This window comes from Floridaenema evergladense BLCC-F167 (assembly GCF_041929205.2).
Taxonomy (GTDB): Bacteria; Cyanobacteriota; Cyanobacteriia; order Cyanobacteriales; family Aerosakkonemataceae; genus Floridanema; species Floridanema evergladense.
Map to the genome: position 1 here is coordinate 3215578 of NZ_CM171625.1, position 25233 is coordinate 3240810.

Below are 25233 nucleotides of genomic sequence, written 5' to 3' on the forward strand. Positions count from 1 at the left end.
CACCTACAAATTTTGATAAACTTCATCATTACTGTCATTGAGAATGCTTTCTATGGTAAAGTCTGTGCCGTGCAATTTATTGTAATTGGCTATAACTTCTTCCAGCGTAACAAATTCTTGATGTTCCGCCAAAGTACGCCGCATCATTTCCGCATCTCTGACATCTTCTAAAGCTTCTAATCGCTTTAAATCCTCATAGCTAATAATCGCTGCTACTGCTTTACCTTCTTGTTCGATTACAACTCTGTCGCCGCGATCGCCTACACTATTAATAATCTCTGTTAATCGATTTTGGGCTTGGTTTGCATCTACTTTTGTCATACTTACACCTCGTTAGATAATCAATTTTAACAGATGGGATTATCTAGTGCGATCGCTCTCCTCTAATTATTATTTGTATATTTGGAAGCCCATAGCTTCTTCCTTATATAATGAAGTTAAGTCAAATTAGCAAATAAATTAATGGAAATTGCACCCTACATAACTATAAACCCTGATATCCATCATGGTGCGGTTGTAATTACGGGAACGCGAGTACCTGTATCTATTGTCATCGGTTCTTTAGCTGGGGGAATGAATTTTGAGGAAGTAATGCAAGAATATGAACTAACAAAAGAACAAATAGACGCAGCACTAGCGTATGCAGCAGAATTGGTAGCCAAAATAAATTTCTAAATTAAATAGTAACTGCTTCCGATCGCACAGAAGGTATATCTCCATGAGTAGGTGCGCGTAGCATACTCCCTGGCAAAGTTACCACAGCAATTGTAGAACCTAACATATCAAAAAATTCCACACTGTAACCTGTTTCTAGTCCGAAAACATCATGACGTTCAACTACTGTACCCACATCTCCTAGACGAAGGTGTTCTTCCACTACATCGCGCACAAGTACAACATCTGTATAGAGTTGGAAATCCATATTACCTCCCTTTGTTCTAATCTGGAATCATTGTAATTAATCGAGGAAAATCTGTACCTATATCTACTTGCCAAACTGTTCTTAAAAGAAGTGATTCCCCTGTAGGTGTTTGTAAGATTGCACTAATTTCATACCGAATTCCGTAAGGATTCTGTTTTGTTAATTCTACATCTGCATCCAGATGATATTGGCGGATATCTGCTTCTAATTGTTGCCAATTTTCTGGGCTATAACCAAATCTTAGCAACAAACGCGCCTTAGCACTGCCTCGTCGATGTTCAAGGTTTAGTAAATACTGGGTAAGCTTGGCTGGTTCAATAACTGCGCGATCGCTATTTGGCAGTTTCACAATAATGTTTTGCTTTATCTTAATACTCTGAGTTTAGCAAGGAATTCGTATTTTAAAAGTGCGATCGCTCCTCTGTAATTATCCTTGCAGATGAAGCGATCGCATCATTATCTGTACTTTATTAATTCAGCAGGCTCTTATATACTCTATTTGCAAATCTGAATCATCGTTGTATCCCCCTTCGGCAATCCATATTTGGTCTATATTAGCTGGTTTAGGAGCCTTATGAATACTTTCTGCGATAGCCCAAGGATCAGGTATTAAATCAATATCACCACAAGGTTCTAAAATCAAAATACGTAGACAATCAGCATAATTTATAAATTTTGGTTCAGCTTTTTTGATTAGCCTACTGATTTCATTTTCTACATATTTTGCAGCTTTAGAAAATGGATCGATATTCTCATCTTCAAGATCCAATATGGGTGTTCGCCATTCGCATATAAAAATACCTGAATTAGGGGTATTTTCATCCCTTTCAATTACTGGTAAACTCTGAAAACACCAAGGCATTGGTACAAGTGATCTAATTTTACCAAGGTACTGACCTTTGTTCCATTTTTCTAAAATAATATCTACTACTTTTTTTGCTACTTCCTCAATTTCCTCATCTTTATTAGGCAAATTTTCTACTTTAAGTTCAAGTTGCCAAACGTCTTCAGGAAGTACCGATTTTAATCTCTCATCGTAAAATTTTTTAAATTCATCAAAGAATTTATGCCATCGCTGATGTAAATCGTAATAATTGGGAGGGTATACAATTGTTTTACGCTCAATGACCATATTTTGATGACCTTCCCATTGAAGCAAAACTTCTGGTTGCTTCTGGGTAGTGTCCTTATCTAAACATTCCACCAAAAGATATTTACTTCCGAATGTCTGATTAAACTGGGCTACAAAATCCCGAAGATTACCTTCTTCCCATTCACACTTATCTTTTTTCCCTTTAATCTTAGCATCACGAAAGCAATTAAAGACCATTTATGATACCTCTTCTTTATTACAATGAGATTTTGTTATTTTTTAGTATGTACAGGCATAGTTAATATTGACACAATAAAACTTTGTTTGTCAATAGTGCATTTGCTTAGTTAACACAGGCTGCTAAACTAACCGCTACAATAAACCAATGAGTCCTTGCTACTCAAACCTTGACTCCGATCGCACGCTTAACCCCCTATGTCTGTACAATTCCAAAAAGAATTTGATATTGTTGTTGTTGGTGCAGGACACTCCGGTTGTGAAGCTGCACTTGCTACCGCACGACTCGGTTGTAGTACCTTACTTTTAACTCTTAATCTTGATAAAATCGCTTGGCAACCTTGTAACCCCGCAGTGGGTGGGCCAGCGAAGTCTCAATTAACACATGAAATCGATGCACTTGGGGGCGAAATCGGCAAAATGACCGATCGCACTTACCTGCAAAAACGAGTGCTAAACTCTTCTAGAGGGCCAGCAGTTTGGGCTTTACGTGCTCAAACAGATAAGCGAGAATATGCAGCGGTAATGAAGCGAATTGTCGAAAATCAACCCAATTTGACAGTCCGCGAAGGCATGGTGACAGATTTAGTTTTGGGGAAAAACGAAGAAATAATTGGTGTTGAAACTTACTTCGGTGTAGCGTTTGGATGTAAAGCAGTAATTCTCACCACTGGCACATTTTTGGGTGGGAAAATTTGGGTGGGAAATAAGTCAATGTCCGCCGGACGTGCGGGAGAATTTGCCGCAGTTGGATTGACAGAAACTTTGAATCGGTTAGGTTTTGAAACGGGAAGGTTAAAGACAGGAACTCCGGCAAGAGTTGATAAGCGATCGGTCGATTATACTAAAATGGAACCACAACCGGGAGATGCAGAAGTTCGCTGGTTTAGTTTTGACCCGGAAGTTTGGGTAGAAAGAGAACAAATGCCTTGTTATATGACAAGGACAACCGCAGAAACTCATCGTTTAATTCGGGAAAATTTACATTTGTCTCCCGTTTATGGTGGTTGGGTTGATGCTAAAGGGCCGAGATATTGCCCTAGTATTGAAGATAAGATTGTCCGATTTGCTGATAAGGAAAGTCATCAGATTTTTATCGAACCAGAAGGTCGAGATATTCCAGAATTGTATATTCAAGGATTTTCTACTGGGTTGCCAGAAGATCTACAATTATTAATGTTGCGGAGTCTTCCCGGTTTGGAAAACTGCGAAATGTTGCGTCCTGCTTATGCGGTGGAATATGATTATTTACCCGCAACTCAGTGTTACCCAACTTTGATGACCAAGAAAATTCAAGGGTTGTTTTGTGCGGGACAAATTAATGGAACAACGGGTTATGAAGAAGCAGCAGCGCAGGGTTTTGTTGCGGGTGTGAATGCGGCGAGATTTGTGAGAAATCAAGAGATGATTGTTTTCCCTCGCGAACAAAGTTACATTGGGACTTTGGTGGATGATTTGTGTACAAAAGATTTGCGCGAACCTTATCGGATGTTGACAAGTCGATCGGAATATCGGTTAATATTGCGATCGGACAACGCTGACCAAAGACTCACACCATTAGGAAGAGAAATTGGGTTAATTGATGACCGTCGTTGGGAATTGTTTAATTGGAAACAAGGGAATATTACAGCGGAAAAAGAGCGATTGTACAGTCAGCGGATTAAAGAAAATGATGAAGTGGGAAAAGCGATCGTAAATGACACCCAGCAAGCAATCAAAGGTTCCATTACCTTAGCAGACTTATTGCGTCGTCCCGGATTTCATTATCTTGATTTAAACAAATACGGATTGGCAAACCCCGACTTAAACCAAGCAGAAAGAGAAGGCGTAGAAATTGACCTGAAATATTCAGGATACTTGCAACGTCAACAACATCAAATCGACCAAATCGCCAAACACGAACACCGCAAACTTCCCCCAGATTTAGATTACTCTGTAATCGAAACTCTTTCCAAAGAATCTCGCGAAAAACTGGCAAAAGTCAAACCGTTAACCATCGGACAAGCTGCTAGAATTGGCGGAGTTAACCCAGCAGATATTAACGCTTTGTTAGTGTATTTAGAACTTCGTTCCCGTCAGTTGAGTACAGCGGGTGTCGAATAAACCTCATTAAGATCAAAATTAGGTACGTTGTTGCGCTTCAGCGCTCTTATTTTATTTGGTAATAAGAGCGCTAAAGCGCAACAACGTACTAATTGATAGAAATTTTCCGGCAAGAATTTCACCAGTTGCGTATAATGTCTGGGGTTTTATCCAGCATTATTTTATGGAGACATACTTAATTCAATTCGTCTATTACGCATCTTTTGAACATCCCAACACTGGAAGCGCACCTATTGAAGATAAAGAGTGGGTGAAAGCTTATCGCATTATTCCGAGAGTGGGAGATTGTGTATTTAAGGATGGAGAATGGTTTCAAGTAGAAAGAGTGTTTCTGTACCAACCATCGGGGAAAGGAATAGACGCACAAGCGCAATGTTCTTTTTATGGCAGTGATAAAGTGTGAAAGTGTAGGTGATGGTTTTTACCAATTTGACTTGGTATTAGAAGCAGGAATGGTGAACTTTCCCATCACCAACTACCAACACAGAAAAATCTGCTGTAAGCTATAGCTGATTAGAAGCTTATAATTGTTAGGGTTGTAGCAATATTTTGTATAGAAACTTTAGCTTCGCACTTCGCGTCATCCCCACCTTTAAACGCTATCGTTAAAATCAGCAAGGAGTGAATGAGCCATTTATGCCACAGGAAGTTAGTACTAACCAGATTGCGGTTAAGTCTTTAGAAGGAAAATCAGACCAACCTTGGTCGATGGATGCGAACGCCAATCGTTTGATGGATGATATTTTCGCAGATGTGGAAAGAGTACTTGAATCTGGTAGCGAAACACCGATCGTACCACCTGAGCCCGCAGAATACATTTCTTTCCAAAAAATGGCTGTTCCATCTGTAACCATTCCAGCCGAAATTACCACTCGTTCCAAAGTAACAGAAGTAGAACCAACTACTAAACCAGAAACAACTCCAAAGCGTCAGCAGTCTGGAAAATCCCTGGAAAAATGGTTATTGATTGCGGCTTGTACTTCCTTGGGAATTACTTTGCTATTGTGGGTTTTAGGTCAAGGTAGATTGAATTCGTTATTGGGGAATAATTCAGTTTCGACTACGAAAGCGACACAAGCAACACAAAGGGATTTAGCTTTTGTAGATTATATGCAGCGATCGCTAGAAAGTATCGATGAAAAAGCAGAAAATCGCCAGCAAGTTCCTGTAATTCCACCTGCACCTCCACCAACTCAAACACAATTACCCGTGTTGTCTCCAGGTAATTTACCTCAAAATCCAAGTCGTCCTAATGTTTTAGAACGAGTTTACATCCCAGTTTATCCCCAACCTAGAATAGTTTATACAAATCCAGCTTCTCCGGCAGCCACGCCTCCCCCCCAAGCTGCTACCCCAAGTCCAGCAGCTTCTGCTTCTCCCACACCAAAAGCAACTGCGACAGCGCAAGTTTCCCCAAAACCAGCAGCAAGTCCTAAACCTGAAGCTAGACAAGCTGTTCGTCCTGTGGAAAAAGCGCCTACTGTTCCCAAACTTAATGCTGCTTTAACAACTCAAACAGCTTCATCCACTGTAAAACCAACAACTACTGCTACAAAACCAACAACTGCTGCTGTAAAACCAACAACTGCTGCTACAAAACCAACTCCTTCTCCAACCCAAGCAGCATCAGAATCTCCGAGAGTGGTAGCAGTTCCTCCTTCAGCTACAGAACAACCTACTTTTAGAAATCGGTCTCCCCAGGCTACCGCTTCTACTCCTGGTAATCAATATAGTTTGCGCGGAGTTTTAGTTCTGGGAGACAGGTCAGCGGCTATCTTTGAAGTAGGTGGTGTTTCCCGACGGATTTATGTTGGGGAAAGCATTGGTTCAAGTGGTTGGACTTTGGTAGAAATTAATAACGAAAATTCGGAAGCTGTGATCCGCAAAAATGGCGAAGTTCGATCGATCTTTGTCGGACAACAGTTTTAGAAGTTTTGAGTTTTGAGTTTTGAGTTTTAAATTCAAAATTTAAAATTCAAAACTTATAATTTATAAAAAGGAGTTTAGGCAGTGGGTTTATTTGAAGATTTAAGTCGTTTTTTAGAAAGTCGCTTAGAAGAATACCTTCGCAATAATCCACATTTGGAATTGCAAGCTTTAGAAGAACAATTACGGGAACAAGAAGAAGATACGAAGCGGTTAATTGCTGATTTGAATTTGCAAGAAAAAAAGGTCGAAGAACAAATTTTGAACGCTGCACAAGAAGTGCAACGCTGGCATATTCGCATTGAGAAGGCGAAAGCGGCAAATAGAATGGATTTAGTCAAACCTGCACAGGAACACGAAGCGGCTTTGTTGCGCCAAGGAAATCAGCTTTGGGGACACATGAAAGGGGTGAAAGAACGGATTACGAAAACTCAGGAATTGTATCAACAAATTCAGGTGCGAAGACAGGAAGTGCGGGCAAAAGCGGCGCAAGCAGAAGCGGCGAGGGCTAGTGCAAAAGCGGGGGCGCAAAATGTGGGTTGGAGTCAAGGGAGTACTTTTAAACCTACTGGTGGGATGGATTCTTTAGAAGCGGAATTTAACCGCTGGGAAGCGCAAGAAGAGTTAGACCAAATGAAGAAAAATATGGGACGTTAATGATTGAGATTTGCAATGGTTATAGTTTGAAATCGTTATGGTCTGGCTCTGAGTTTTTTGTGTTCTGTAAGTGTAGCTTTGATAAGATAGTTGCGATCGCTCCTTTACCAACCAACCAATTCTCGTGATAGAAGCGTGCGTATTAGCAACGATATTTTGCGGATTTTTCGGCATTATCCTGAAAAAAAACCTGATGATGAAGATCATCTCTATGGATGTTATGAGTACCGGGGCGATCGCCTATTATGTGGTAATCGCGTCACGAGAGGGTTTGTTCACACCAATTTTGGGTACCGTTAAAAAAGGTGCTTACGCCGATCCAGTCCCTCAAGCAGTCATATTAACAGCGATCGTGATCGGCTTTTCGATTCAAGCATTAATGCTGGTTGGTGCCATGAAACTGGCGCGGAATAATCCAACGTTGGAAAGCAACGAGATCGAGAAAAATAATACACCATGAATACTATTACGATCGCATGGGTTACACTCCCATTTTTTGTCGGGTTCTTCATCTATCTATTCCCATTACTCGATCGCTTTTTAGCACTAGGAGTCGCCTTAGCTTCGGCTGGATTTGCCTCACTCCTATTCACGGAAAAATCTCCTGTCTCACTTCTATTACTCGATAATTTCGGTGTTAGATTATATGCCGACCAATTAAGTGCTTTCTTCATATTGACAAATGCGCTGGTAACGGCAGCAGTAATCTTCTATTGTTGGAACAGCGGAAAGACGACTTTTTTTTATACCCAAGCCATTATTTTACATGGCAGCATTAATTCCGCTTTTATCTGTGCGGATTTTGTAACTTTATACGTGGCGTTAGAAGTATTAGGAATTGCCGCGTTTCTCTTAATAGTTTATCCTCGGACGGATCGATCGATCTGGGTGGGCTTGCGCTATCTCTGCGTCAGCAACGTCGCATTACTTTTTTATCTGATCGGCGCAGTATTAGTCTATCAAGCCCATAATTCCTTTAGTTTTGCAGGTTTGCGCGATGCACCCCCCGAAGCCCTAGCCTTGATTTTTCTGGGACTCTTGACAAAAGGGGGAATTTTTGTATCGGGATTATGGTTGCCTTTGACTCACTCAGAATCGGAAACGCCTGTGTCGGCGCTGATGTCGGGAGTTGTGGTAAAAGCTGGGGTTTATCCACTGGTGCGTTGTGCGCTGATGGTGCCAGAGGTTGAGACGATCGTCAGAGTTTTCGGCGTGGGGACGGCACTTTTAGGAGTGTTCTATGCCGTCTTTGAAAAAGACACTAAGCGAATGTTGGCGTTTCACACCGTTTCCCAGTTAGGCTTTATCCTCGCCGCCCCGATTGTTGGGGGCTTTTATGCGCTGACACATGGATTGGTTAAATCGGCACTGTTTTTAATTGCGGGTAACTTACCAAGTCGCAACTTTAAGGAACTGCAACATCAGCCGATTAGTACGCCGATTTGGATTGCCTTAGTGATAGCTAGTTTCTCAATCTCTGGATTTCCCTTGTTGTCTGGCTTTGGGGCAAAGGTGTTGACATCGAAGAATTTTTTGCCTTGGCAAGCGATCGTCATGAACGTTGCCGCCTTGGGTACAGCAATCTCATTTGCCAAATTCATCTTTTTGCCGCGAGGGGGAACAGAAAATAATACAAAGCCAGGTTTCTGGGTGGCAGTAATCACGTTAATCGGTGGGCTGTTTATCGCCAATGTTGCCTATTACGAAGCTTATACCTGGGAAAATATCATCAAACCCCTGGCAACGATCGGCATTGGATGGTTGGCGTACCTTTTGATTTTCAAACATTTAGTAATCAAGCTGCCTCGTACCCTTGAAAAGTTCGATCATCTGATTGGTGTAATGACTTTGATTTTAGTCTTTTTGTTCTGGAAGGGGTTTGCATGGTTGGGTATTTAAATCTGATATTGCGATTGTCAATTTGGTTTTTGCTCACCGCTAATTTTAGTTGGCAAAATATCATAATTGGCATCATTGTGGCATTTCTATTGCCCGGTCTTCAGAAAACTCCAGTAGTATTGAAAGACTGGCTGCGGGTATTCCGTGAAATTCTGGTGGCGATTCCCCAAGCATACATGGAAGCATTTCAAATCATGCTTCGTCCACATAACGAAGAAGATATCACAATGGAGCGAGTCAAACCGCAACGGACTCCAACATTGATATTTATAGATATCTTCTTAATCACTTTTACGCCAAAGACTATTGTTATGAAATATCACGAAGATGGCTGGTACGAAGTTCACTGGGTACGGAGGAGGAAAAACCAATGAATGTGGTGCTATTGGCAATGATTTTAGCCCTGCTCATACCCATTTACCAAGCATTGAAAGATGATAATATTTGGCAAAAGATGTTATCACTTACCAGTGTGGCGAGTAAGACATCAATTATCATTTTGGTCGTCTCTGTTATCCGCGATGATTGGATGGTTGGTGTCGCTGGAGTGATCATTTTAAGTGTGGGAAATGCGGGATTCATGTTGTTGGCTCAGATTCTCAAACGATTAAATGAGGTGTAAATTATTCATTTATGATCGACTTATTAAGTTACATTTTGATTGGTTTAGGACTCGTCTTTTGGTTTTGGGGAACTTCTCATCTACTGAGGAAGCGATCGGTATTATTTAAGCTACATAGTCTTTCGGTTGCTGATACTTTGGGATCGATGGCGATCGTCGTCGGGTTAATATTAGTCAGACCAAACGAATGGCCTTTGCTACTCCTGGCACTCATTTGTTTAGCAATTTGGAATACAGTGCTCGGTTATGTGTTGGCATACAGTTCCGGTAGCGAGGGAAGCCATGAATGATAATTATATTTATGCACTCGTCCCCTTGCTTCCCTTGGCTGCTGGCATGGTGGTATGTGAGGCTAATCCGTATCATGCGCTGGTGATTCGTGGCATCCTGGGAGCAATAGCGGCAATGCTATATGCGATTTTGGGCGCAGCAGATGTGGCTTTGACGGAAGCATTGGTGGGTACAATGCTGGCGATTACTTTGTATGCGGTGGCAGTGCGATCGTCCTTGGTAATGCGTCTGGGTGTGCTCAAAGATATGGCGATCGAGTCAGAGGAAAACCTGAATTTTGAACGACTTAGAAAAGAGTTACGCAGAATTTTTAATAAACGTTATATGCGTCTGGAACTCGTTCCTTTTAAAGATACAGAAGACTTACAACAGGCTTTAAAGGAAAGGGAAATTCATGCAACTTGTGTTCCATTTGTGCGATCGGAATCGGACGATGCGGAAGCAGAAAAACAACCATATCAGACTGCAATTAGGGTTAAACGCATCTACGAGATTATGGAAAGTGAACTGTCCTCAGAAGAAACTAGCTTGACTTATGTAAACATACCAGATTCAGGGGAGAAGCATTGATGAATTGGGTCTATATTGTAGCGGGAATAGCACTGTTTCTCAAAGTTTTAGCTGTACCTAATCCTAATCTGGTTTCATCATTGCCGATCGTGGAAGCGATCGTCAAAGATACTGGCATACCTAATGCCGTTACGGGAATTATTTTAATGAATCGCCTCTATGACACGATCTTTGAAGTGGTAGTTTTTACGATCGCGATCATGGGTTGTTATTATCTAATGGCGAATGAAAAAACCCAAAGTCAGGTTTATCAATTTACAGATGAACCCTCGATTATTTTGGCACGTTTGGGAGCTACAATTTCGGCGTTAGTGGGAATTGAATTGGCAATTAGAGGGCACTTGAGTCCGGGTGGTGGATTTGCGGCTGGGGTGGCTTTAGGAACTGCGATCGGACTGGTGGCGATCACCTCATCTCCAGAGTGGATGCAAGCGATTTACCAACGTTGGAAAGCTGCTATTTTAGAGAAAATTTCGGTTCTGGTGTTCGTTGTCCTAGCAGCGATTACTTTGATCGGAATAGAATTACCACACGGAGAATTAGGCGATCTTTTCAGCGGTGGTATTATCCCCATTCTCAATATTTTGGTTGCAATAAAAGTGGCATTAGGTTCTTGGGCAGCTGTGTTAGTTTTTATTCGTTATCGAGGATTGTTATAGGTACCAGAGGGCAGGAAATGTTTTAGCTTCAACATTAATTTAGAATGCTACGTAAAGTCCTAGATTTTGTGCTAAAGCGTTCTGAAGCATTTTAATTACCCCTTCTAGAACAGAAAAATACTGTGGTTTCTGTTCAAGTAAATCTTTTATCAAGCTTAAATTTTGTTTGACTAGAGTAGGTGATTGAAAGTACGATCCCATTTTTCCTGGATCGAAATAATTTTTATTTGCTACAAAACTATCGCCAAAAATAATCCAAGGTATACCAAATTCCTCTTTAAGAATGTTTTGGATTTTTTCCCAGCTATAGCCAAGACCTACGTCATTTTGAGGATCGTAAAATTTTGTAATTGCAAAGTCGCCGCATTGTTGAGGATCATCTATTTCCAACATACTTTGCCAATTATTATCTAGTGGTTCACCTTCGTAAGGATCTTTTAAGAAATCAATGTTCTGCTCTATAAAGCTGACTAGTTTCTCTGTATTATTGGTTATTAAAGCAGTTTCTAAGGTACTGCTAAATTCGCTTGTAAAAGCATCATAATCGAACACAAATGCTTTATGTTCCATCGACATTTTCTGTACCTCCACTAGTGGTTTTGGGTAAAAAGTATTCTGGTTGATAAGATTCAATCCTAGCCGTCTGTCCATTTTCATCATAGCGATGAATTTCAATGGTTTGAGGCAACACACCTTCTCTTTCTTTATATGCGTTAATAAAACGAATAATTTCCTGGCGATCTTTCATTATTGGTCGTCCCAATGGCTTATCATCAATGATAAGTGCTTGCGTAAAATTTACTGCATCTGGAACTGCTTTTTGAAGCGGAGTATCGGGTTTTGGTTTTCCGGTCTTCATATCAATTTCCTTGGGAACAAAAATAGGATTTCCTGCTTTATCGGGTATGGCTTCATTTACTAAATCGTACTGACCCGAAGCCCGTCTTTGCGCTGCTCGTTCAGCGTGAATTTCTTTCCCTAGCTTGGTACTAGGTGTTTCACCTGCTATTGTTTCGTTGGTTGGGTAATTGCTAGATTGACTCCTTTTTTCTGGGTCACTGCACACATTATTTGCCTATAAAGTTTCTAACTAAAAAATATTTTACTACGTACCTTTGCTACTTTAGTTATTTTAACTTAACTGAGAACGAAACCGATTAATACTAATTGTGAGCAGAACTACGGCGAAAATTGCTAACATTAATACGTTAGGCCAAAGTACTTCTATTCCTACGCCTTTGAGTAATAAACCTCTGGTAATGGTGACAAAATGGCGTAAAGGATTAAACCAAGAAAGGTCTTGAAAGATTGTTGGCATACTTTCAATGGGTGCGATCGCTCCTGAAAGCTGAATTACTGGTAAATTAATAAAGAAAGAAATCAAAATTACTTGTTGCTGACTCTTTGCTAAAGTTGCCAACATGATCCCAATACCAATTCCCACAAATACGTAAAGTCCCGCAAAGGCAAAAAAGAGAATTACATTACCTCTAACTGGTACTTTAAACATAAATTTAGCAATACTTAAAGCTAGTAAAACATCTCCCATTAACAGAACAAAAAGCGGCACAATTTTGGCTAATAAAATTTCCCAAGCATCGGCGGGAGTCATTAATAATTGTTCTAAAGTCCCGGAATCTTTTTCTTTAACTACTGTGGTTGCGGAAACCAAAGTGCTAGTTAAATTTAACACTAATCCCATGACTCCAGGGACAATAAACCAAGTACTTAGTAACCCAGGATTATAGAGAAAAACGCTTTGCGCTTGCACTAATGGCGGCGATCGATTTTCGTTTAAACTGCGACTATATTGATTGACAATTTGGTTAATATATCCATTGGCAATTCCGGCGGTGTTTGCGTCAACACCATCAATCAAAACTTGAATTTCTGCGGGTTTGTTTTGGGATAAATTGCGATCAAAGTCAGGCGGAATGACTAACCCAGCAGTAATTCTTCCAGTTCTTACTTCTTGACTTAATTCTGATTGACTGTAAGTATAAATCTTCGGTTCAAAAAGGTCATTTTCGGTAAAAGAGGCAATTAATTCTCGACTTTCATAAGTGTTAGCATAATCAATAATTCCTAGTTTTAAATGTTGCACATCTGGGTTAAGAGAGAAACCGAAAACTAACAATTGTACTGTTGGCGGGAATAGGAGCAAAAACATTAACTGTTTATTGCGTAAAATTTGGTTAATCTCTTTGATAATCAAAGCAATTAAGGGAGTTTCTAACAACCAATTTATAAACTTCATAGTTTCTTACCCCTTGATTAATTAATCTGGTAATTGCATTTTGCTTAAGTTCCGTCTAGCAACATTAAAGAAGAAGAGAAAGATTAAAAACAAAACTATTGGTACATACCAAACACCTAACCAACCAGAACCTCTAACAAAAGCATCTCGACTTAATTCAATGTAATATCTTGCCGGGATAACGTTAGAAATTAACGATAAAGGAAAGGGAATATTAGTTAAGGGATAGATAAAACCCGAAAGTAATAATGCTGTGGTAAAACCAGCAAAAGCTACTCCTTGAACGGCGGCGTTTTGATTGCTTGCTCTCGTACCAATCATTAACCCAAACATGACGCTAGTCATTAAAAAAACCAAAGTTCCAACTATTAAAGGTGTTGGTTCTACAGCTAAATGAATTTGAAATAATATCGCACCTAAAATAATGACAAATATAGCTTCAGCAACACCTACTAAAAAGTAAGCTAATAGTTTACCAAGTAATAGTTCAGCAGCAGTTAAACTGGAAGCATAAACTTGTAAAATTGTGCCTCTTTCTTTTTCTCTTACCATTGCGATCGCAGCTAACAAAGAAGGAAAAATCCACAAAATTACCCCAAAAACTCCCGGTACAATATACAGTGATTCTTTCCTTCCGGGATTGAACCAAAGACGAGTTCGAGTTACAATATTATTGTTATTATTACTTGGTTGCAACTGAGAACTTCTAACAAATGCTTGAGTTGTTGCTTTAATACTATTTTGAATTACTCTGGCATTATTGGCATCTGTACCATCAATTAAAACTTGAATTGTACTAGGTTTATTAGCTTTTATTTCTCTGTCAAAGTCAGGGGGAATAATAATTGCTGCTTTGGCAATTCCGCGATCGATCGCACCAGCAGCATTACCGTTCCCTATCCCAGGTGTAGGTGCAAATTTGTTAGTCGCAAATAGCTGTTCTATATAACTGCGACTTAAGGGAGTCATGCTAAAATCTTGAATAACTATGGGAATATCTCTAGTTTCTAAACGAATCGCATAACCGTAAATAAATAGTGTAGCTATTGGTAGTAAAATCGCTAAGGCAAGAGTTAAGCGATCGCGCCGAAACTGTGCTAATTCTTTAATACATTGGGAGATGATTCTTTTCATTTTCAATCACGCCGATAACTAAACTTTTTGTTGTGCGCGTTGCACTGTTCCAATAAAAGCATCTTCTAAAGAAAAGGGAATTTTGCGTAAAGATTGCACGTTTATTTCCGCATTTTGTAAAAATGAACGAATTTCGGGAAGTTCGGTTTTTGGACGATCGAGAACGATGTGTAAGCGATCGCCAAAAATCGAAACTCGCCAAGATTCCAATTCAGTTTTTAGTAAGTCAGAAGCAGCTTGAGTGTTGTTAGTAACTAACTCAATTAATTCTCCCGGTTGTTCTGCTTTAATTTCGCTTGGTGAACCTTGCGTTACAACTTCACCTGCTACCATAAAACCCATGCGATTACATTGTTCTGCTTCTTCCAAATAGTGAGTTGTAACTAAAATTGCCGTTCCTTGACGCGCAAATTCATTAATAAATCGCCAAAATTGTCGCCTTGCTAAAGGATCGACACCAGAAGTAGGTTCATCCAAAAATAATATATCTGGTTCGTGCATTACCGAAGCGCCAAAAGCAACTCTTTGCTTCCATCCTCCGGGTAATTGTCCGGTAATCAAATTTTCTTGTCCCGCTAAACCACAGGTTTCTAAAACCCAGTCGATTTTCTCTTGACGCGATCGCCTTGGTACGCCATAAACGCCGCAATAAAATTGCAAATTTTGCAAGATGGATAAGTCATCATAAAGCGTAAATTTCTGACTCATATAACCAATACGTCGGCGCAATTCCTTACTACGTAAATTGCTAGTTTGTCCGCCTAAATAAATTTCTCCATTACTAGCTTCCAACAACCCGCAAAGCATTTTAATTGTCGTCGTTTTCCCCGCACCATTTGCGCCTAATAATCCATAAATCTCCCCATATTTAATTTCTAACGTTACGCCTTTAACTGCTGCAAAATTTCCGAAAATCTTTTGTAAATTGTAAGCACCGATCGCAATATCGGACTGAGAACGAGAAGCTTTTGATTTAGGAAAAGTCACAAAAGGAGGATCTGAACCTTCTTGACGCAAGCGAGTTACAAAAACATTTTCTAACGTCGCTTCTGCACTTTCAAGAGAATTAATTGCTAAATCATAATGATGGAAAATTTCCTCAACTTGCGATTTACCCTTGGCAGCATTTTTCACTAAAACATCTAATCTGTCGCCAAAAGTTTGCACATCAGCGATGTTTTGGGAATTGGCGATCGCCTTTAACAAAACTTTCTCCGCAGTTTGTAAATCATTCGTGCGAACTTCTAAACGTTCTAAACCCAAACTTTCCCTTAACTCTTTTAACGTCCCAACTTGATGAATTTCCCCATCATACATTAAAGCAATTCTGTTACATCTTTCCGCTTCATCTAAATAAGGAGTCGCCACAACAATAGTAGTTCCCTCATTAGCTAAAGTCGCCAAAATATCCCAAAATTCTCTTCGGGAAACCGGATCGACACCTGTTGTTGGTTCATCCAAAAGTAGAATTTCCGGTTGCGAAACTAATGCACAACAAAGCGCCAATTTCTGCTTCATTCCTCCCGAAAGTTGTCCAGCTAGGCGATCGCCAAATTTCTCCAATCCCATTAACCCCAAATACTTAGCACGACGCTGCATAAATAACTCATTTGTAACGTCTCTTAAACCCGCACTATAGCGGAGATTTTCATCAATACTCAAATCCAAATAAAGCGAAAATTGTTGTGTTAAATAACCAATTCCCAACCTAGCATTGCGAGGAATTTTACCCAAAACCCAAACATCCCCCGCCGATGCTTCCATCACTCCCGCCAAAATATGAAAAGTCGTCGTTTTTCCCGCACCATCTGGCCCAATTAAACCAAAAATTTCCCCCCGTCGAACCGCAAAATTAACCCCCCGAACTGCTGTTAACTTACCATATCTTTTATAAAGTTCTGCCACCTCAATAACTAAATTATTCGAGGGTTGTTGCATCCTAAAATCAGCATTTTCGATAATAGACTGACTCATTTTCCCAACTTCATTTACATTATTACTATTACCTTTTTAGTCTTTCTCTTCGTTTTCTTCGTGTCTTCGTGGTTTAAAAATTATTTTTTTGGGAACCACGAAGACACGAAGGACACGAAGAAAGAGAAGAAAGAGATTTTACTGAGTAGTATTGGCAGAGGATTTTTGTTCTGGGAGGATTTCTGCATCCGCAGGCATTCCTGGTTTGGCAAAACCTTGGGGGTTGTCAAGAGCAAGTTTGACACCAAAAACTTGTTTAACTCGATCGTCTTTAAAATAGATATTTTCTGGGGTGAAAGATGCTTGAGTGTCGATCGCAGCAACACTAGCACTTAAAGGTTGATTTGGTGCCGAATCTAAGAAAACTTTAGCGTTTTGTCCCACCCGAACTTCGCCAATTTTACCTTCAGGAATGAACCCTCGTAAATAAACAGAATTTGGGTTAAGAACGGTTAATAAAGTTTTACCAGTTGCTACCACTTCTCCCGGTTCAACGCTGCGAGTAATTACTACTCCAGTAATCGGACTAACTACATTTAAATAAGACAATTGTGCTTGAATTTGCTGTTGTGCTGCTTGAGCATTTTTTACTTCTGCTTCCGCCGCCGCTAACTGCGCTTTGGCAACATTTAATTGTCTACGTAAAGCATTGACTTGAGCATTGCGAATTTCAGGATTAATACTCGTAGTTTGTGCTTGCAATAACGCACCTTGAGCAGCATTTACTTGTCTTTTCGCCGCATCAACACCCGCTATTCTACTTGCTAAAGTTGCCTTGTTAGTTTCTAACCCCGCTAAAGCATTTTCATAAGTTGCTTGAGCAGTTTCAAAGGTAGTTTGTGCTTGATCTAATACTTGTTTGGAAAATGCACCTTCTTTGTAAAGTTGTGCGTAGCGATCGCGATTCACCCTCGCTAATTTTAACTGCGATTTCGCTTGATCCACCTGCGTTTGCGCTCGAATAACTTCCGCTTGTGCTTGATTAACTATCGCTTCCGCTTGACTGGTTTGCGCCTGTGCAGCAGCTAAATTTGATTCTGCTTGAAAGATTTTTCCTTTCGCATCTCCCATCGCCTGCTGCATATTTAATTGTGCTTCTTGAATTTGACTATTTATTACCTCAATTTGTGATAATGCTTGTTGTTTTTGTTGTTCCGCTGCCGTAATTCTTGCCGCTGCTCCTCTTAATTGTGCTTGAATCTCTGCATCGTCCAATCTCACAATTATATCGCCTTGATTTACGCGATCGCCTTCTCTCACCGTCACTAAACTAATTCTTCCGCCTACCTTTGCACCAATATCTGTCGGATACCCCTCAATTCTACCACTCAATTCTAAAGCTTCTTTCTCGGGACGAGCAAAATAATTCCATGCGAAAAAACTCAACCCACCAACTATTAACAAAGCTAGAGGAATTCGTAATAAACCAGGTTTAAATTTATGCTCTGATTTAGTTTTTTCTGGAGCATCTGGAACAAATTTTTTCGAGTGTGAACTTATTTGCGTCATAGTTTATACTCCCTGGTTTTAGCTCTGGGGAATCGCAAAAATTATCAGGTTTTATCAAGCAGAATCTTCAATTGCTACCGCTTACTAACTAAACTAATCTTTTCTAAACTAGACTGTCTAGTATGATTACATATTTGTTATAGTATACCTTGCAGTATGCTCGAGCAAAAAAAACTTACAAAAATTTACAAAAAATCTACTAACTATAACTTTAGACTGAGAAAATCAATGAATGAAAAAAGAGCAACCTTAGCAATAAATAACAAGCGGGAGCAAATTTTACAAGGAGCCATGAGAATTTTTTTACATCATGGATACGCTGCAACTAGCATGGATCGAGTAGCAGCTGAAGCGGGTGTATCCAAGCAAACAATTTACAGTCACTTTCAAGACAAAGAAGGACTGTTTAGAGCATTAATAGATCGAGTTACAATTCGGCGCTTGCGAGCAGAATACCAAACAGAATCAGAATTGTTTCAAGGGGAACCTGTGACGGTGTTAATTAGACTGGCAAACACTATACTACAGCGAATGGAAGATCCAGAGTATATTGCTTTGATTAGATTAGTAATTGCAGAATCAGGAAGATTTCCCGAATTAGCCGAACTTTATAGTAATACCGTTGTGCAATATGGTTATCGCAATTTGAGTGCTTACTTCCAGTCTCATCCTGAACTAAACATCTCCGATCCAGAAGCAACAACCCGCATTTTTATAGGAACAATTGTCGGATTTATCCTATCTCAAGAAGTATTACAAGGAAAACATACAATGCCAATGGAAAAAGAGCGTTTAATTAAAAGCTTAATTCGTTGTATTTTAGGAGAAACTGCTGCTGGAAATTTAACAGAATAGAAAAGAGTATGCTAACAATTCTCATCAAAATAACAGTTATCCTGGCTGCGATCGCAACTTGCACCACTTTCCCCCAAACAACCACCGCACAAACCAATAGCAAACACTTCACCAAACAAACAAGACGCTGCCCCCCCCAAACTTGCACCCCCTACAGACAAAAATATGAACAAGCAATAGCCAGCGGTATTATACGCCGTCCTTCAGGAGTAACAGACGAAAGCGTAGCGATTAAATTAGCCGACGAAGCTATTGCCAAAGGCGACAAAAATGAAGCTGCCATTCGTTTAGCCCAAGCCTTAGTCATCATGTCCGAAAAAACACCCCAAGGAACCGCAAATGCTCAAGCCTTAGAACGCTCCCTAGACACAGATGTAAGAGCCAGACACAAACAATCCCTAAGAGCTTATTTACCCTTATTTGGAAGCATCTTTCCCGCAAGGTAGAAGGGAGTTTTGAGTTTTAAGTTTTGAGTTTTAAGTTAAGAATACAGTTTTAGGTTAAAAAACTTTCCCTTGTCCCTCTGTGTTATGACTCTTAAATCTAATTCAAAACTCATAACTCAAAACTTAAAACTTTCTTACAGTCCCAAATCTACAGCCACGCGATGAGCACAGGCGAAACCGGAAAAAGCCACCGCATTTAAACCTTGACCGGGAAAAGTACTATCTCCTACACAATACAAACCAGGAATAGCAGTGCGATTAAAAGGCATTCCTAATAATCCCGCTAACTTGCGTCGGGGAATCGGGCCATAAGTACCATCATCTCGACCCAAAAAGCGGCGATGACTGCGGGGAGTTCCTACTTCCATATAATCTAAACCAGCGTCTAAACCAGGAAAAATCTTTTCTAAACGTTCAATTATTCTGCCAGCTGCTTCTTCCTTTTTCTCTTCATATTCATTCTCAGAAATTCCCTGCCAATCTTCAAACCAACTCGGCGTGAAAACGTGCAGAATGTGATAACCTTCCGGTGCTAAACTGGGGTCGAGTAATGTGGGAATAGAAACAAAAATTGTGCCTTCTGGTAATTCCATTTTTTGCCAATCTTCCAAAACAATATGATGGCATTCCGTACCAAAAGGTAAAACATCTGCTTCTACGCCCAAGTGTAAACTTAAAAAACTCGGAGATTTTTGATATCGTTGTTGCCATTTTTTCTCAGTTTGGGGCATTTCCTCCACAGGTAATAATTGCTCAAAAGTATCCCAGCGAGTCGCGTTAGAAATAATCCGTTTTGCCCGAAATTCTTCCCCTGTAGCTAATTTCACACCTACAGCATTGCCATCTTCCCTGATAATCTTGGTTACTCTGGCTTTGTACTTAATTTCACCACCAGCTTTTTCCAAACCTTCCACCAGTTTTAAGGCAATTTGACCAACTCCGCCTTTGGGATAGTTAATACCTCCATAATGGCGATCGGAAAACACCATCCCAGCATTAATCATCGGTGTCATGTCTGCCGGGACAACCGACCAACAATAGCACTCAATATCAATAAACTTTAGCAAAGTCGGGTCTGTAATGTACTTGCGGGCAATATCACCAGCATTCAAGGGTAAGTACTTCACCAACCCTAAACAAGCCATTGGATGCTGGAAAAACACTCGCGTCAAATACCTGGGTTCTTCTAGCGATAGCAAATCCATTGCATTCAAACAATTAAAAACCTGCCAACACTCGTCATAAAACTGACGAATACCGTGCCGTTCTTGCGGAAAATGTTCTATTAGTTCTTGCAAAAATTTCTCATAATCGCGGTGTACTCTAATATTTAAATCCTCTGGTAAGTGGTAATGAATCTGCACGGGATCGGGAATTGTTTCCAAGTTGACGTTTACTGCTTGCAAAGCGCGAGTTAGGAGATTGGTGGTGCCTTTGTCACCAAAGCCAAAGATCATCGATGCACCAACATCAAATCTGTAACCTTCTCTTTCAAAGTAGCCAGCGCTACCACCAGGAATCAGGTAGCGCTCTAGTACTAGTACTTTAGCGCCCTTAGCCGCTAGCTGAGTTGCTGTCACCAACCCGCCAATACCAGAACCAATTACGATCGCATCCAATTCCATTAAGTTACCATTTGCAGCCAAATTTAGGGATTTTTTCACCGAAGGCATGGGGTTAGTAATCCAGAAACCTATTGATTAACGTATTAGAGTCTAACGTTATTGCTACCAAAAAAAATACGGACTCTATCTGCTACTGCTGACTGAGCCCGTCTGCCGTACCTCAAAGAGGAGAACACGAGAGAGGAGAACACTTAAACGCTAATATAAACTTATTGCAAACTAATGTCAATACTATTGAAAATTATTTGCAATTAATTGATGTAATCTCGATCGCCAACAGATTTAGTAAAGTAGCGAAAACAGCTTATGATTGTTCAGGGTTGAGAATCAGCTTCTGTCCAGGTAGGGAGGTTTCCTCCCCAAAACTAAGGTAATAAATGCAAAATTATTATGACTTTCCAGTTACGAGTTTATGTACCGCCCCATCCATTAATTAAACATTGGCTAGGTGTTGCCCGGAGCGAGACAACCCCAACACCTTTATTTCGCAGCGCCATGACAGAATTAGGACGATGGCTAACTTACGAAGCGGCGCGAGAATGGTTGCCGACAATGGAAACCACAGTGCAAACACCTTTAGCTGAATGTCCTGCTACCTTCGTTAACCCAGAAGTTCCCGTAGTGGTGGTGCCAATTTTACGGGCAGGTTTAGCACTGTTGGAAGGGGCGCAAAGCGTGTTACCGTTAGCTTCGGTTTATCACCTTGGTTTAGTACGAGATGAGAAAACTTTAGAACCGAGTTGTTATTTGAATAAATTGCCAACCCAGTTTAAAGAACAAACTAGGATACTAATCAGCGAACCCATGTTAGCTACAGGGGGTTCAATTATGACAGCAATGGGAGAATTAACGGCTCGTGGTGCCCAGCCTGAGTTAATTAGAATTATTTCTGTAGTAGCGGCTCCTCCAGCCTTACAAAAACTCAGCGTGGCTTATCCGGCATTGAATATTTACACTGCCACCATAGACGAAGTAGTGAACGAACATGGTTTTATTGTGCCTGGTTTAGGGGACGCAGGCGATCGCACCTTTGGGACTGAGTGAGTGTAGGGGGGGATGGGGAGATGGGGAGATGGGGAGATGGGGAGATGGGGAGATGGGGAGATGGGGAGATGGGGAGATGGGGAGATGGGGAGATGGGGAGATGGGGAGATGGGGAGATGGGGAGATGGGGAGATGGGGAGATGGGGAGATGGGGAGATGGGGAAATTATTTAACTTACAACTTTTTCCTTAACTCAAAACTCAAAACTCAAAACTTCCTCAGTCCCCTTGGTAGGCATTTATCATGAGCAACAGGTAAGCTGAAGACAGTTGTAATTTGTGCGCGATCGAAAATCTAAAATCTAACATCGAAAATCTAAAATCTAAGATCGATATGAGTCAGCGAGATGGTTTTGCAGTCGGGTTTCTAGCAGGATCTGTAGTTGGTGGTGTAGTTGGTGGTGTACTGGGAGCTTTGTTAGCTTCTCGAATCAGTAACCAAGCATCAGAAACAGAAACACCAACACTAAATGCTAATCAATCAGAAGCGAAAGCTGAGAAAAGTAAAAAGCGTCAAATGGAATCTGCCTCTGAGCCTCGGATTGAAATGGCTAGGCGTAGCTTAGAGGATAAAATTGCTCAATTGAATCAGACAATTGATGAAGTTCGGCTTTCTTTGGGCAATGTGAATGGAAATGTTACTTCTGAAAAGGGGGAACGTACTGGCACTGATTCGCCATCGCGATCGATCCTGCCAGACAATCCCTGAATCTGTTTCTTGGCTTTAAGATCCAAAGTATAGATATCTGTGTAAGAACTATTTATTTAACCGATGCGGAATCAGCCAAGATCGGTTAAATTAAATTGAAACGTAGATAATCTGGTAAATTTAGCGAAAAACCACAATAATTATGAGTCCTGTTGCTCTCCTGCTAACTACACTTGCCACCTTTCTCAATATTTACATGGTGCTGTTGATTATTCGGTTCCTGTTGAGTTGGTTTCCGAATCTCAACTGGTACGATCCACCACTTTCTATTCTCAGCCAACTTACCGATCCTTACATCAATTTCTTCCGTTCATTTATTCCGCCGATCGGAGGGATTGATTTTATTTCTCCGACGATCGCGATTTTAGTATTGCAGTTAGCAGCTGGTTTACTGACTGGTCTGCGATCGCAATTTTTGTACTAAACTCTTGGTCAGAGCGTGTTAATTAACAAAACCACGCTCTTGAACTCTCTATTAATCGCCATGCAGGTTTAACGCCGCACCTTGCCCGTAAAACCAGACGCTTTGAACTTTTCTAGCTGTAAAGGTGTGGGTTGATTAGCTGCTACGGAAATTCTAAATTCAAAGTTGCTAACTCCGGGCGGTACTTCCTCAATTAGCCCAACTCGGTTGCGATTTTCCATTACAGAATTACCCTTAGCATCGTAGATTCGTCCAAACACATCGGCATTATAGACATATTTACCAGAAGTGTTATTGGCTTTGCCAGTGATCAGAAAGCAGTTAGCAGCCATTGTTGTACCACTAGTAACGGCTCCTGCTGCTATTTCTGGAGGACAATCTTTGTATGAGATGTCGGTTAGCTTAATTTGAACTAGGGCTTCTGCGGGTGGAGTAATTGCCCAACTCAAAATTACCATCAAGCAAGAGACTAGAAAAAGTTTTAAGGCTGGAAACCTCATAAAATATACCGCGAACTACCTAAACCTCAGCATATCCCGAATTGTAAACAAACGAGTTAAGTTAAATTCTGGAAAAGTTTTGTAATAATTAAAAAATCACCCTTGCTCTGTGCTGTCACAGGAAAACAACCACTCAATATTCCGATGCTTTAAGAATTGTGTGGTATTTAGTCTTATTTTTCAATAGTGTGCTATGTCCAAGGCTGAGATCGAAGCTGCTTTAAAAGCTGCGTTTGACCAGTGTAATGCTGCTAACTGTCCATTAACTGAAGTGCAGAAACAGATTTTGCTGCAAGTAGCCCAGAGGCTTTCTAGTACTTCGGGGGAAATGGTAAATTCAGAGGGAAATCCTCTGGATGAATTGAGTGCTGAGGAACGTTTAGCTTTGTTAGAGTTCGTGAGAGAACAGGAAAGTTTAAATCAACCTTGGAAGATGCAGTTATTAAATGATTGGTTGAATAATACTAATTCTGGATCGGTGCAATTTATTCGCGATCGATACGGTTTACAATGGTTAAACACGGTGGAACCTGCACATTTAGCCGAGTATTTTGAGCGTTTTGAAGATGAGATTAAATTGAAAGCTGGCGATCGCATTGAAGTATCAAATGGTTTGTGGGAATGGATACAAGAAGATGGCCCTTGTAGTCAAATGTGGGTTCCTTGCACAGTAATTAGTGTTGCAGAAAGGCAGGATGATTTTAGTAGTTGTATCATCCGTTTTGATAACGGTACTGAATACGAAATTCAAGGAATTTATGATTGGAATCGTTATAATTGGCGTTGGCTTTCTTAGAGGTTTTTGGAAAAGGTTTTGGCGGTTAAAACCGCGTCTACACAAACGAAGTCCGCCTGCGCGGACTTTTAACCTGCGTCGGCAGGTTTTGTTTGTATAGCCCGCGACTTCAGTCGCAGGGGCGCTGTAAATATTGGCGTAAAGATTGGCGCATTACTTCTACTGGTGCTTGTTGTTTTAGCCAAATTTGTAAAGCTGCTGCGCCTTGTTGAATTAGCATTTCTAAACCGTCGATCGCATCTGCACCCTGTTGTTTAGCTAGTTGCAAAAATTTGGTAGGATTGGGCGTGTAAATTAGGTCGTAGGCGATCGCTTTTTCCGGCAATTTTGCCATCAATTCTGCACTTACAGGAGATTCATCAACGCGAGGATACATTCCTACTGGAGTTGTATTTATCAGTAAGTTTGATTCTGCAATTAAATCTGGTAATTCTTGCCAAGAATGAACGCTTAAATTAACTCCTAGTTGTGAATGCCAACTATCTTGAAAAGCTTTTAACTTTTGCGAATCTCTACCTAAAACTTGAATTTTGCCACAATTTAATTGAACACAACCTGCTACTACTGCTCTCGCTGCGCCGCCATAACCTAAAATTAATGCTGTAGTTTGATGCCAATTTTGCTTGTAATTTTTCAAAGGTGCGAGAAAACCTTCTACATCTGTATTTGTGCCATTCCATCCTATTTCTGTACGCCAAACTGTGTTAACTGCGCCTATTTCTTTGGCAATTGGTGATACTTCTGTTAATAGATGAATGATAGTTTGTTTGTGGGGAATTGTCACATTAAAACCTGTTAAACCAATTGCGGTAAAACCGGATATTGCTGCGGATAAATTTTCTGATTTTATGGGAAAAGGTAGATAAACGTAGTCTAATTGTAATTCTGCGATCGCTGCATTGTGCATGACTGGGGAAAGGGAATGCTCGATCGGATCGCCTATTACGCCTAATAGTTTAGTTTTACCTGTAATCATTGTAAT

General features: G+C 40.5%; 32 protein-coding genes. 19 read left to right on the forward strand and 13 right to left on the reverse strand.

The window, feature by feature from the left end; translation table 11 throughout:
• Positions 1-3: 3 nt before the first annotated feature.
• A complete protein-coding gene (locus ACE1CA_RS15620) occupies positions 4-321 on the reverse strand; it encodes a type II toxin-antitoxin system Phd/YefM family antitoxin (RefSeq protein WP_413280602.1) in 318 nt (105 codons plus the stop codon).
• Between the two features lie 141 nt (positions 322-462).
• On the opposite strand from ACE1CA_RS15620, the gene ACE1CA_RS15625 reads away from it, so the two are divergent.
• Entirely contained in the window at positions 463-675 is a 213-nt protein-coding gene (locus tag ACE1CA_RS15625) for a DUF433 domain-containing protein (protein WP_413280601.1), read from the forward strand.
• 1 nt (position 676) lies between these two features.
• Here the strand turns inward: ACE1CA_RS15625 and ACE1CA_RS15630 are convergent, their stop codons facing one another.
• The 3 genes from ACE1CA_RS15630 to ACE1CA_RS15640 form a co-directional block, all read right to left on the reverse strand.
• Complete coding sequence (locus ACE1CA_RS15630) at positions 677-922, reverse strand: DUF4926 domain-containing protein (RefSeq protein ID WP_413280600.1); 246 nt, start codon at positions 920-922, stop codon at positions 677-679.
• Between the two features lie 16 nt (positions 923-938).
• On the reverse strand, positions 939-1271 hold the full coding sequence (locus ACE1CA_RS15635) for a DUF6883 domain-containing protein (RefSeq protein WP_413280599.1): 333 nt from the start codon (positions 1269-1271) through the stop codon (positions 939-941).
• A gap of 126 nt (positions 1272-1397) precedes the next feature.
• Entirely contained in the window at positions 1398-2252 is an 855-nt protein-coding gene (locus ACE1CA_RS15640) for a hypothetical protein (protein WP_413280598.1), read from the reverse strand.
• 198 nt (positions 2253-2450) lie between these two features.
• On the opposite strand from ACE1CA_RS15640, the gene mnmG reads away from it, so the two are divergent.
• The 11 genes from mnmG (at position 2451) to ACE1CA_RS15695 (ending at position 10979) form a co-directional block, all read left to right on the forward strand.
• Positions 2451-4355 carry a tRNA uridine-5-carboxymethylaminomethyl(34) synthesis enzyme MnmG gene (mnmG, locus tag ACE1CA_RS15645; RefSeq protein ID WP_413280597.1) on the forward strand — a complete coding sequence of 635 codons (1905 nt, stop codon included), beginning with the start codon at positions 2451-2453 and terminating at the stop codon, positions 4353-4355.
• 163 nt (positions 4356-4518) lie between these two features.
• Complete coding sequence (locus tag ACE1CA_RS15650) at positions 4519-4758, forward strand: hypothetical protein (RefSeq protein ID WP_413280596.1); 240 nt, start codon at positions 4519-4521, stop codon at positions 4756-4758.
• A gap of 233 nt (positions 4759-4991) precedes the next feature.
• On the forward strand, positions 4992-6284 hold the full coding sequence (locus tag ACE1CA_RS15655; RefSeq protein WP_413280595.1) for a hypothetical protein: 1293 nt from the start codon (positions 4992-4994) through the stop codon (positions 6282-6284).
• Between the two features lie 81 nt (positions 6285-6365).
• Positions 6366-6938 (forward strand): TIGR04376 family protein, encoded by a 573-nt coding sequence (locus tag ACE1CA_RS15660; protein WP_413280594.1) that lies wholly within the window; start codon positions 6366-6368, stop codon positions 6936-6938.
• 124 nt (positions 6939-7062) lie between these two features.
• Positions 7063-7398, forward strand: coding sequence for a cation:proton antiporter subunit C (locus tag ACE1CA_RS15665; RefSeq protein ID WP_413280593.1), 336 nt, complete (start codon positions 7063-7065; stop codon positions 7396-7398).
• Entirely contained in the window at positions 7395-8837 is a 1443-nt protein-coding gene (locus ACE1CA_RS15670) for a cation:proton antiporter (RefSeq protein WP_413280592.1), read from the forward strand. Before ACE1CA_RS15665 ends, ACE1CA_RS15670 begins: the two co-directional genes overlap by 4 nt.
• On the forward strand, positions 8822-9211 hold the full coding sequence (locus tag ACE1CA_RS15675; RefSeq protein WP_413280591.1) for a Na+/H+ antiporter subunit E: 390 nt from the start codon (positions 8822-8824) through the stop codon (positions 9209-9211). The genes ACE1CA_RS15670 and ACE1CA_RS15675 overlap by 16 nt, the downstream gene beginning before the upstream one ends.
• Positions 9208-9459 (forward strand): hypothetical protein, encoded by a 252-nt coding sequence (locus ACE1CA_RS15680; protein WP_413280590.1) that lies wholly within the window; start codon positions 9208-9210, stop codon positions 9457-9459. Before ACE1CA_RS15675 ends, ACE1CA_RS15680 begins: the two co-directional genes overlap by 4 nt.
• Positions 9460-9470: 11 nt before the next feature.
• Complete coding sequence (locus tag ACE1CA_RS15685) at positions 9471-9749, forward strand: monovalent cation/H(+) antiporter subunit G (RefSeq protein ID WP_413262853.1); 279 nt, start codon at positions 9471-9473, stop codon at positions 9747-9749.
• On the forward strand, positions 9742-10320 hold the full coding sequence (locus ACE1CA_RS15690) for a DUF4040 domain-containing protein (protein WP_413280589.1): 579 nt from the start codon (positions 9742-9744) through the stop codon (positions 10318-10320). The genes ACE1CA_RS15685 and ACE1CA_RS15690 overlap by 8 nt, the downstream gene beginning before the upstream one ends.
• Positions 10320-10979: a Na(+)/H(+) antiporter subunit B gene (locus tag ACE1CA_RS15695; RefSeq protein ID WP_486517940.1), complete on the forward strand. Its 660-nt coding sequence runs from the start codon at positions 10320-10322 to the stop codon at positions 10977-10979. The genes ACE1CA_RS15690 and ACE1CA_RS15695 overlap by 1 nt, the downstream gene beginning before the upstream one ends.
• 39 nt (positions 10980-11018) lie before the next feature.
• On the opposite strand, the gene ACE1CA_RS15700 is transcribed toward ACE1CA_RS15695, so the two are convergent.
• The 6 genes from ACE1CA_RS15700 to ACE1CA_RS15725 form a co-directional block, all read right to left on the reverse strand.
• Positions 11019-11555 carry a hypothetical protein gene (locus ACE1CA_RS15700; RefSeq protein ID WP_486517942.1) on the reverse strand — a complete coding sequence of 179 codons (537 nt, stop codon included), beginning with the start codon at positions 11553-11555 and terminating at the stop codon, positions 11019-11021.
• Positions 11539-12045 carry a hypothetical protein gene (locus ACE1CA_RS15705; RefSeq protein ID WP_413280586.1) on the reverse strand — a complete coding sequence of 169 codons (507 nt, stop codon included), beginning with the start codon at positions 12043-12045 and terminating at the stop codon, positions 11539-11541. The genes ACE1CA_RS15700 and ACE1CA_RS15705 overlap by 17 nt, the downstream gene beginning before the upstream one ends.
• Positions 12046-12111: 66 nt before the next feature.
• A complete protein-coding gene (locus tag ACE1CA_RS15710) occupies positions 12112-13236 on the reverse strand; it encodes an ABC transporter permease (RefSeq protein WP_413280585.1) in 1125 nt (374 codons plus the stop codon).
• Positions 13237-13257: 21 nt separating this feature from the next.
• Positions 13258-14370 carry an ABC transporter permease gene (locus ACE1CA_RS15715; protein WP_413280584.1) on the reverse strand — a complete coding sequence of 371 codons (1113 nt, stop codon included), beginning with the start codon at positions 14368-14370 and terminating at the stop codon, positions 13258-13260.
• Positions 14371-14388: 18 nt separating this feature from the next.
• Positions 14389-16344, reverse strand: coding sequence for an ATP-binding cassette domain-containing protein (locus ACE1CA_RS15720; protein ID WP_413280583.1), 1956 nt, complete (start codon positions 16342-16344; stop codon positions 14389-14391).
• A gap of 138 nt (positions 16345-16482) precedes the next feature.
• The gene (locus ACE1CA_RS15725; RefSeq protein WP_413280582.1) at positions 16483-17853 is read right to left on the reverse strand and encodes an HlyD family secretion protein; all 1371 of its coding nucleotides are present in this window, start codon (positions 17851-17853) and stop codon (positions 16483-16485) included.
• A gap of 228 nt (positions 17854-18081) precedes the next feature.
• Here ACE1CA_RS15725 and ACE1CA_RS15730 point away from each other — a divergent pair, with 228 nt between their 5' ends.
• Entirely contained in the window at positions 18082-18708 is a 627-nt protein-coding gene (locus tag ACE1CA_RS15730; protein ID WP_413280581.1) for a TetR/AcrR family transcriptional regulator, read from the forward strand.
• Between the two features lie 8 nt (positions 18709-18716).
• On the forward strand, positions 18717-19154 hold the full coding sequence (locus ACE1CA_RS15735) for a hypothetical protein (protein WP_413280580.1): 438 nt from the start codon (positions 18717-18719) through the stop codon (positions 19152-19154).
• A gap of 134 nt (positions 19155-19288) precedes the next feature.
• On the opposite strand, the gene crtH is transcribed toward ACE1CA_RS15735, so the two are convergent.
• Positions 19289-20827 (reverse strand): carotenoid isomerase, encoded by a 1539-nt coding sequence (crtH, locus tag ACE1CA_RS15740; protein ID WP_413280579.1) that lies wholly within the window; start codon positions 20825-20827, stop codon positions 19289-19291.
• Positions 20828-21169: 342 nt separating this feature from the next.
• Here crtH and upp point away from each other — a divergent pair, with 342 nt between their 5' ends.
• From upp to ACE1CA_RS15760, 4 genes are all read left to right on the forward strand, one after another.
• Positions 21170-21823, forward strand: a complete 654-nt coding sequence (gene upp, locus ACE1CA_RS15745; protein ID WP_413280578.1) for a uracil phosphoribosyltransferase — start codon at positions 21170-21172, stop codon at positions 21821-21823.
• 76 nt (positions 21824-21899) lie between these two features.
• Positions 21900-22070 carry a hypothetical protein gene (locus tag ACE1CA_RS15750; RefSeq protein WP_486517388.1) on the forward strand — a complete coding sequence of 57 codons (171 nt, stop codon included), beginning with the start codon at positions 21900-21902 and terminating at the stop codon, positions 22068-22070.
• Positions 22071-22156: 86 nt separating this feature from the next.
• On the forward strand, positions 22157-22531 hold the full coding sequence (locus tag ACE1CA_RS15755; protein ID WP_413280959.1) for a ssl2009 family thylakoid membrane protein: 375 nt from the start codon (positions 22157-22159) through the stop codon (positions 22529-22531).
• Positions 22532-22673: 142 nt separating this feature from the next.
• Positions 22674-22955, forward strand: coding sequence for a YggT family protein (locus tag ACE1CA_RS15760; protein WP_413280960.1), 282 nt, complete (start codon positions 22674-22676; stop codon positions 22953-22955).
• Between the two features lie 68 nt (positions 22956-23023).
• Here the strand turns inward: ACE1CA_RS15760 and ACE1CA_RS15765 are convergent, their stop codons facing one another.
• Positions 23024-23455, reverse strand: coding sequence for a hypothetical protein (locus tag ACE1CA_RS15765; RefSeq protein WP_413280961.1), 432 nt, complete (start codon positions 23453-23455; stop codon positions 23024-23026).
• A gap of 193 nt (positions 23456-23648) precedes the next feature.
• On the opposite strand from ACE1CA_RS15765, the gene ACE1CA_RS15770 reads away from it, so the two are divergent.
• Positions 23649-24251, forward strand: a complete 603-nt coding sequence (locus ACE1CA_RS15770; RefSeq protein WP_413280962.1) for a hypothetical protein — start codon at positions 23649-23651, stop codon at positions 24249-24251.
• 109 nt (positions 24252-24360) lie between these two features.
• Here ACE1CA_RS15770 and ACE1CA_RS15775 read toward each other — a convergent pair whose 3' ends face one another.
• Entirely contained in the window at positions 24361-25227 is an 867-nt protein-coding gene (locus ACE1CA_RS15775) for a shikimate dehydrogenase (protein WP_413280963.1), read from the reverse strand.
• Positions 25228-25233 lie beyond the last annotated feature (6 nt).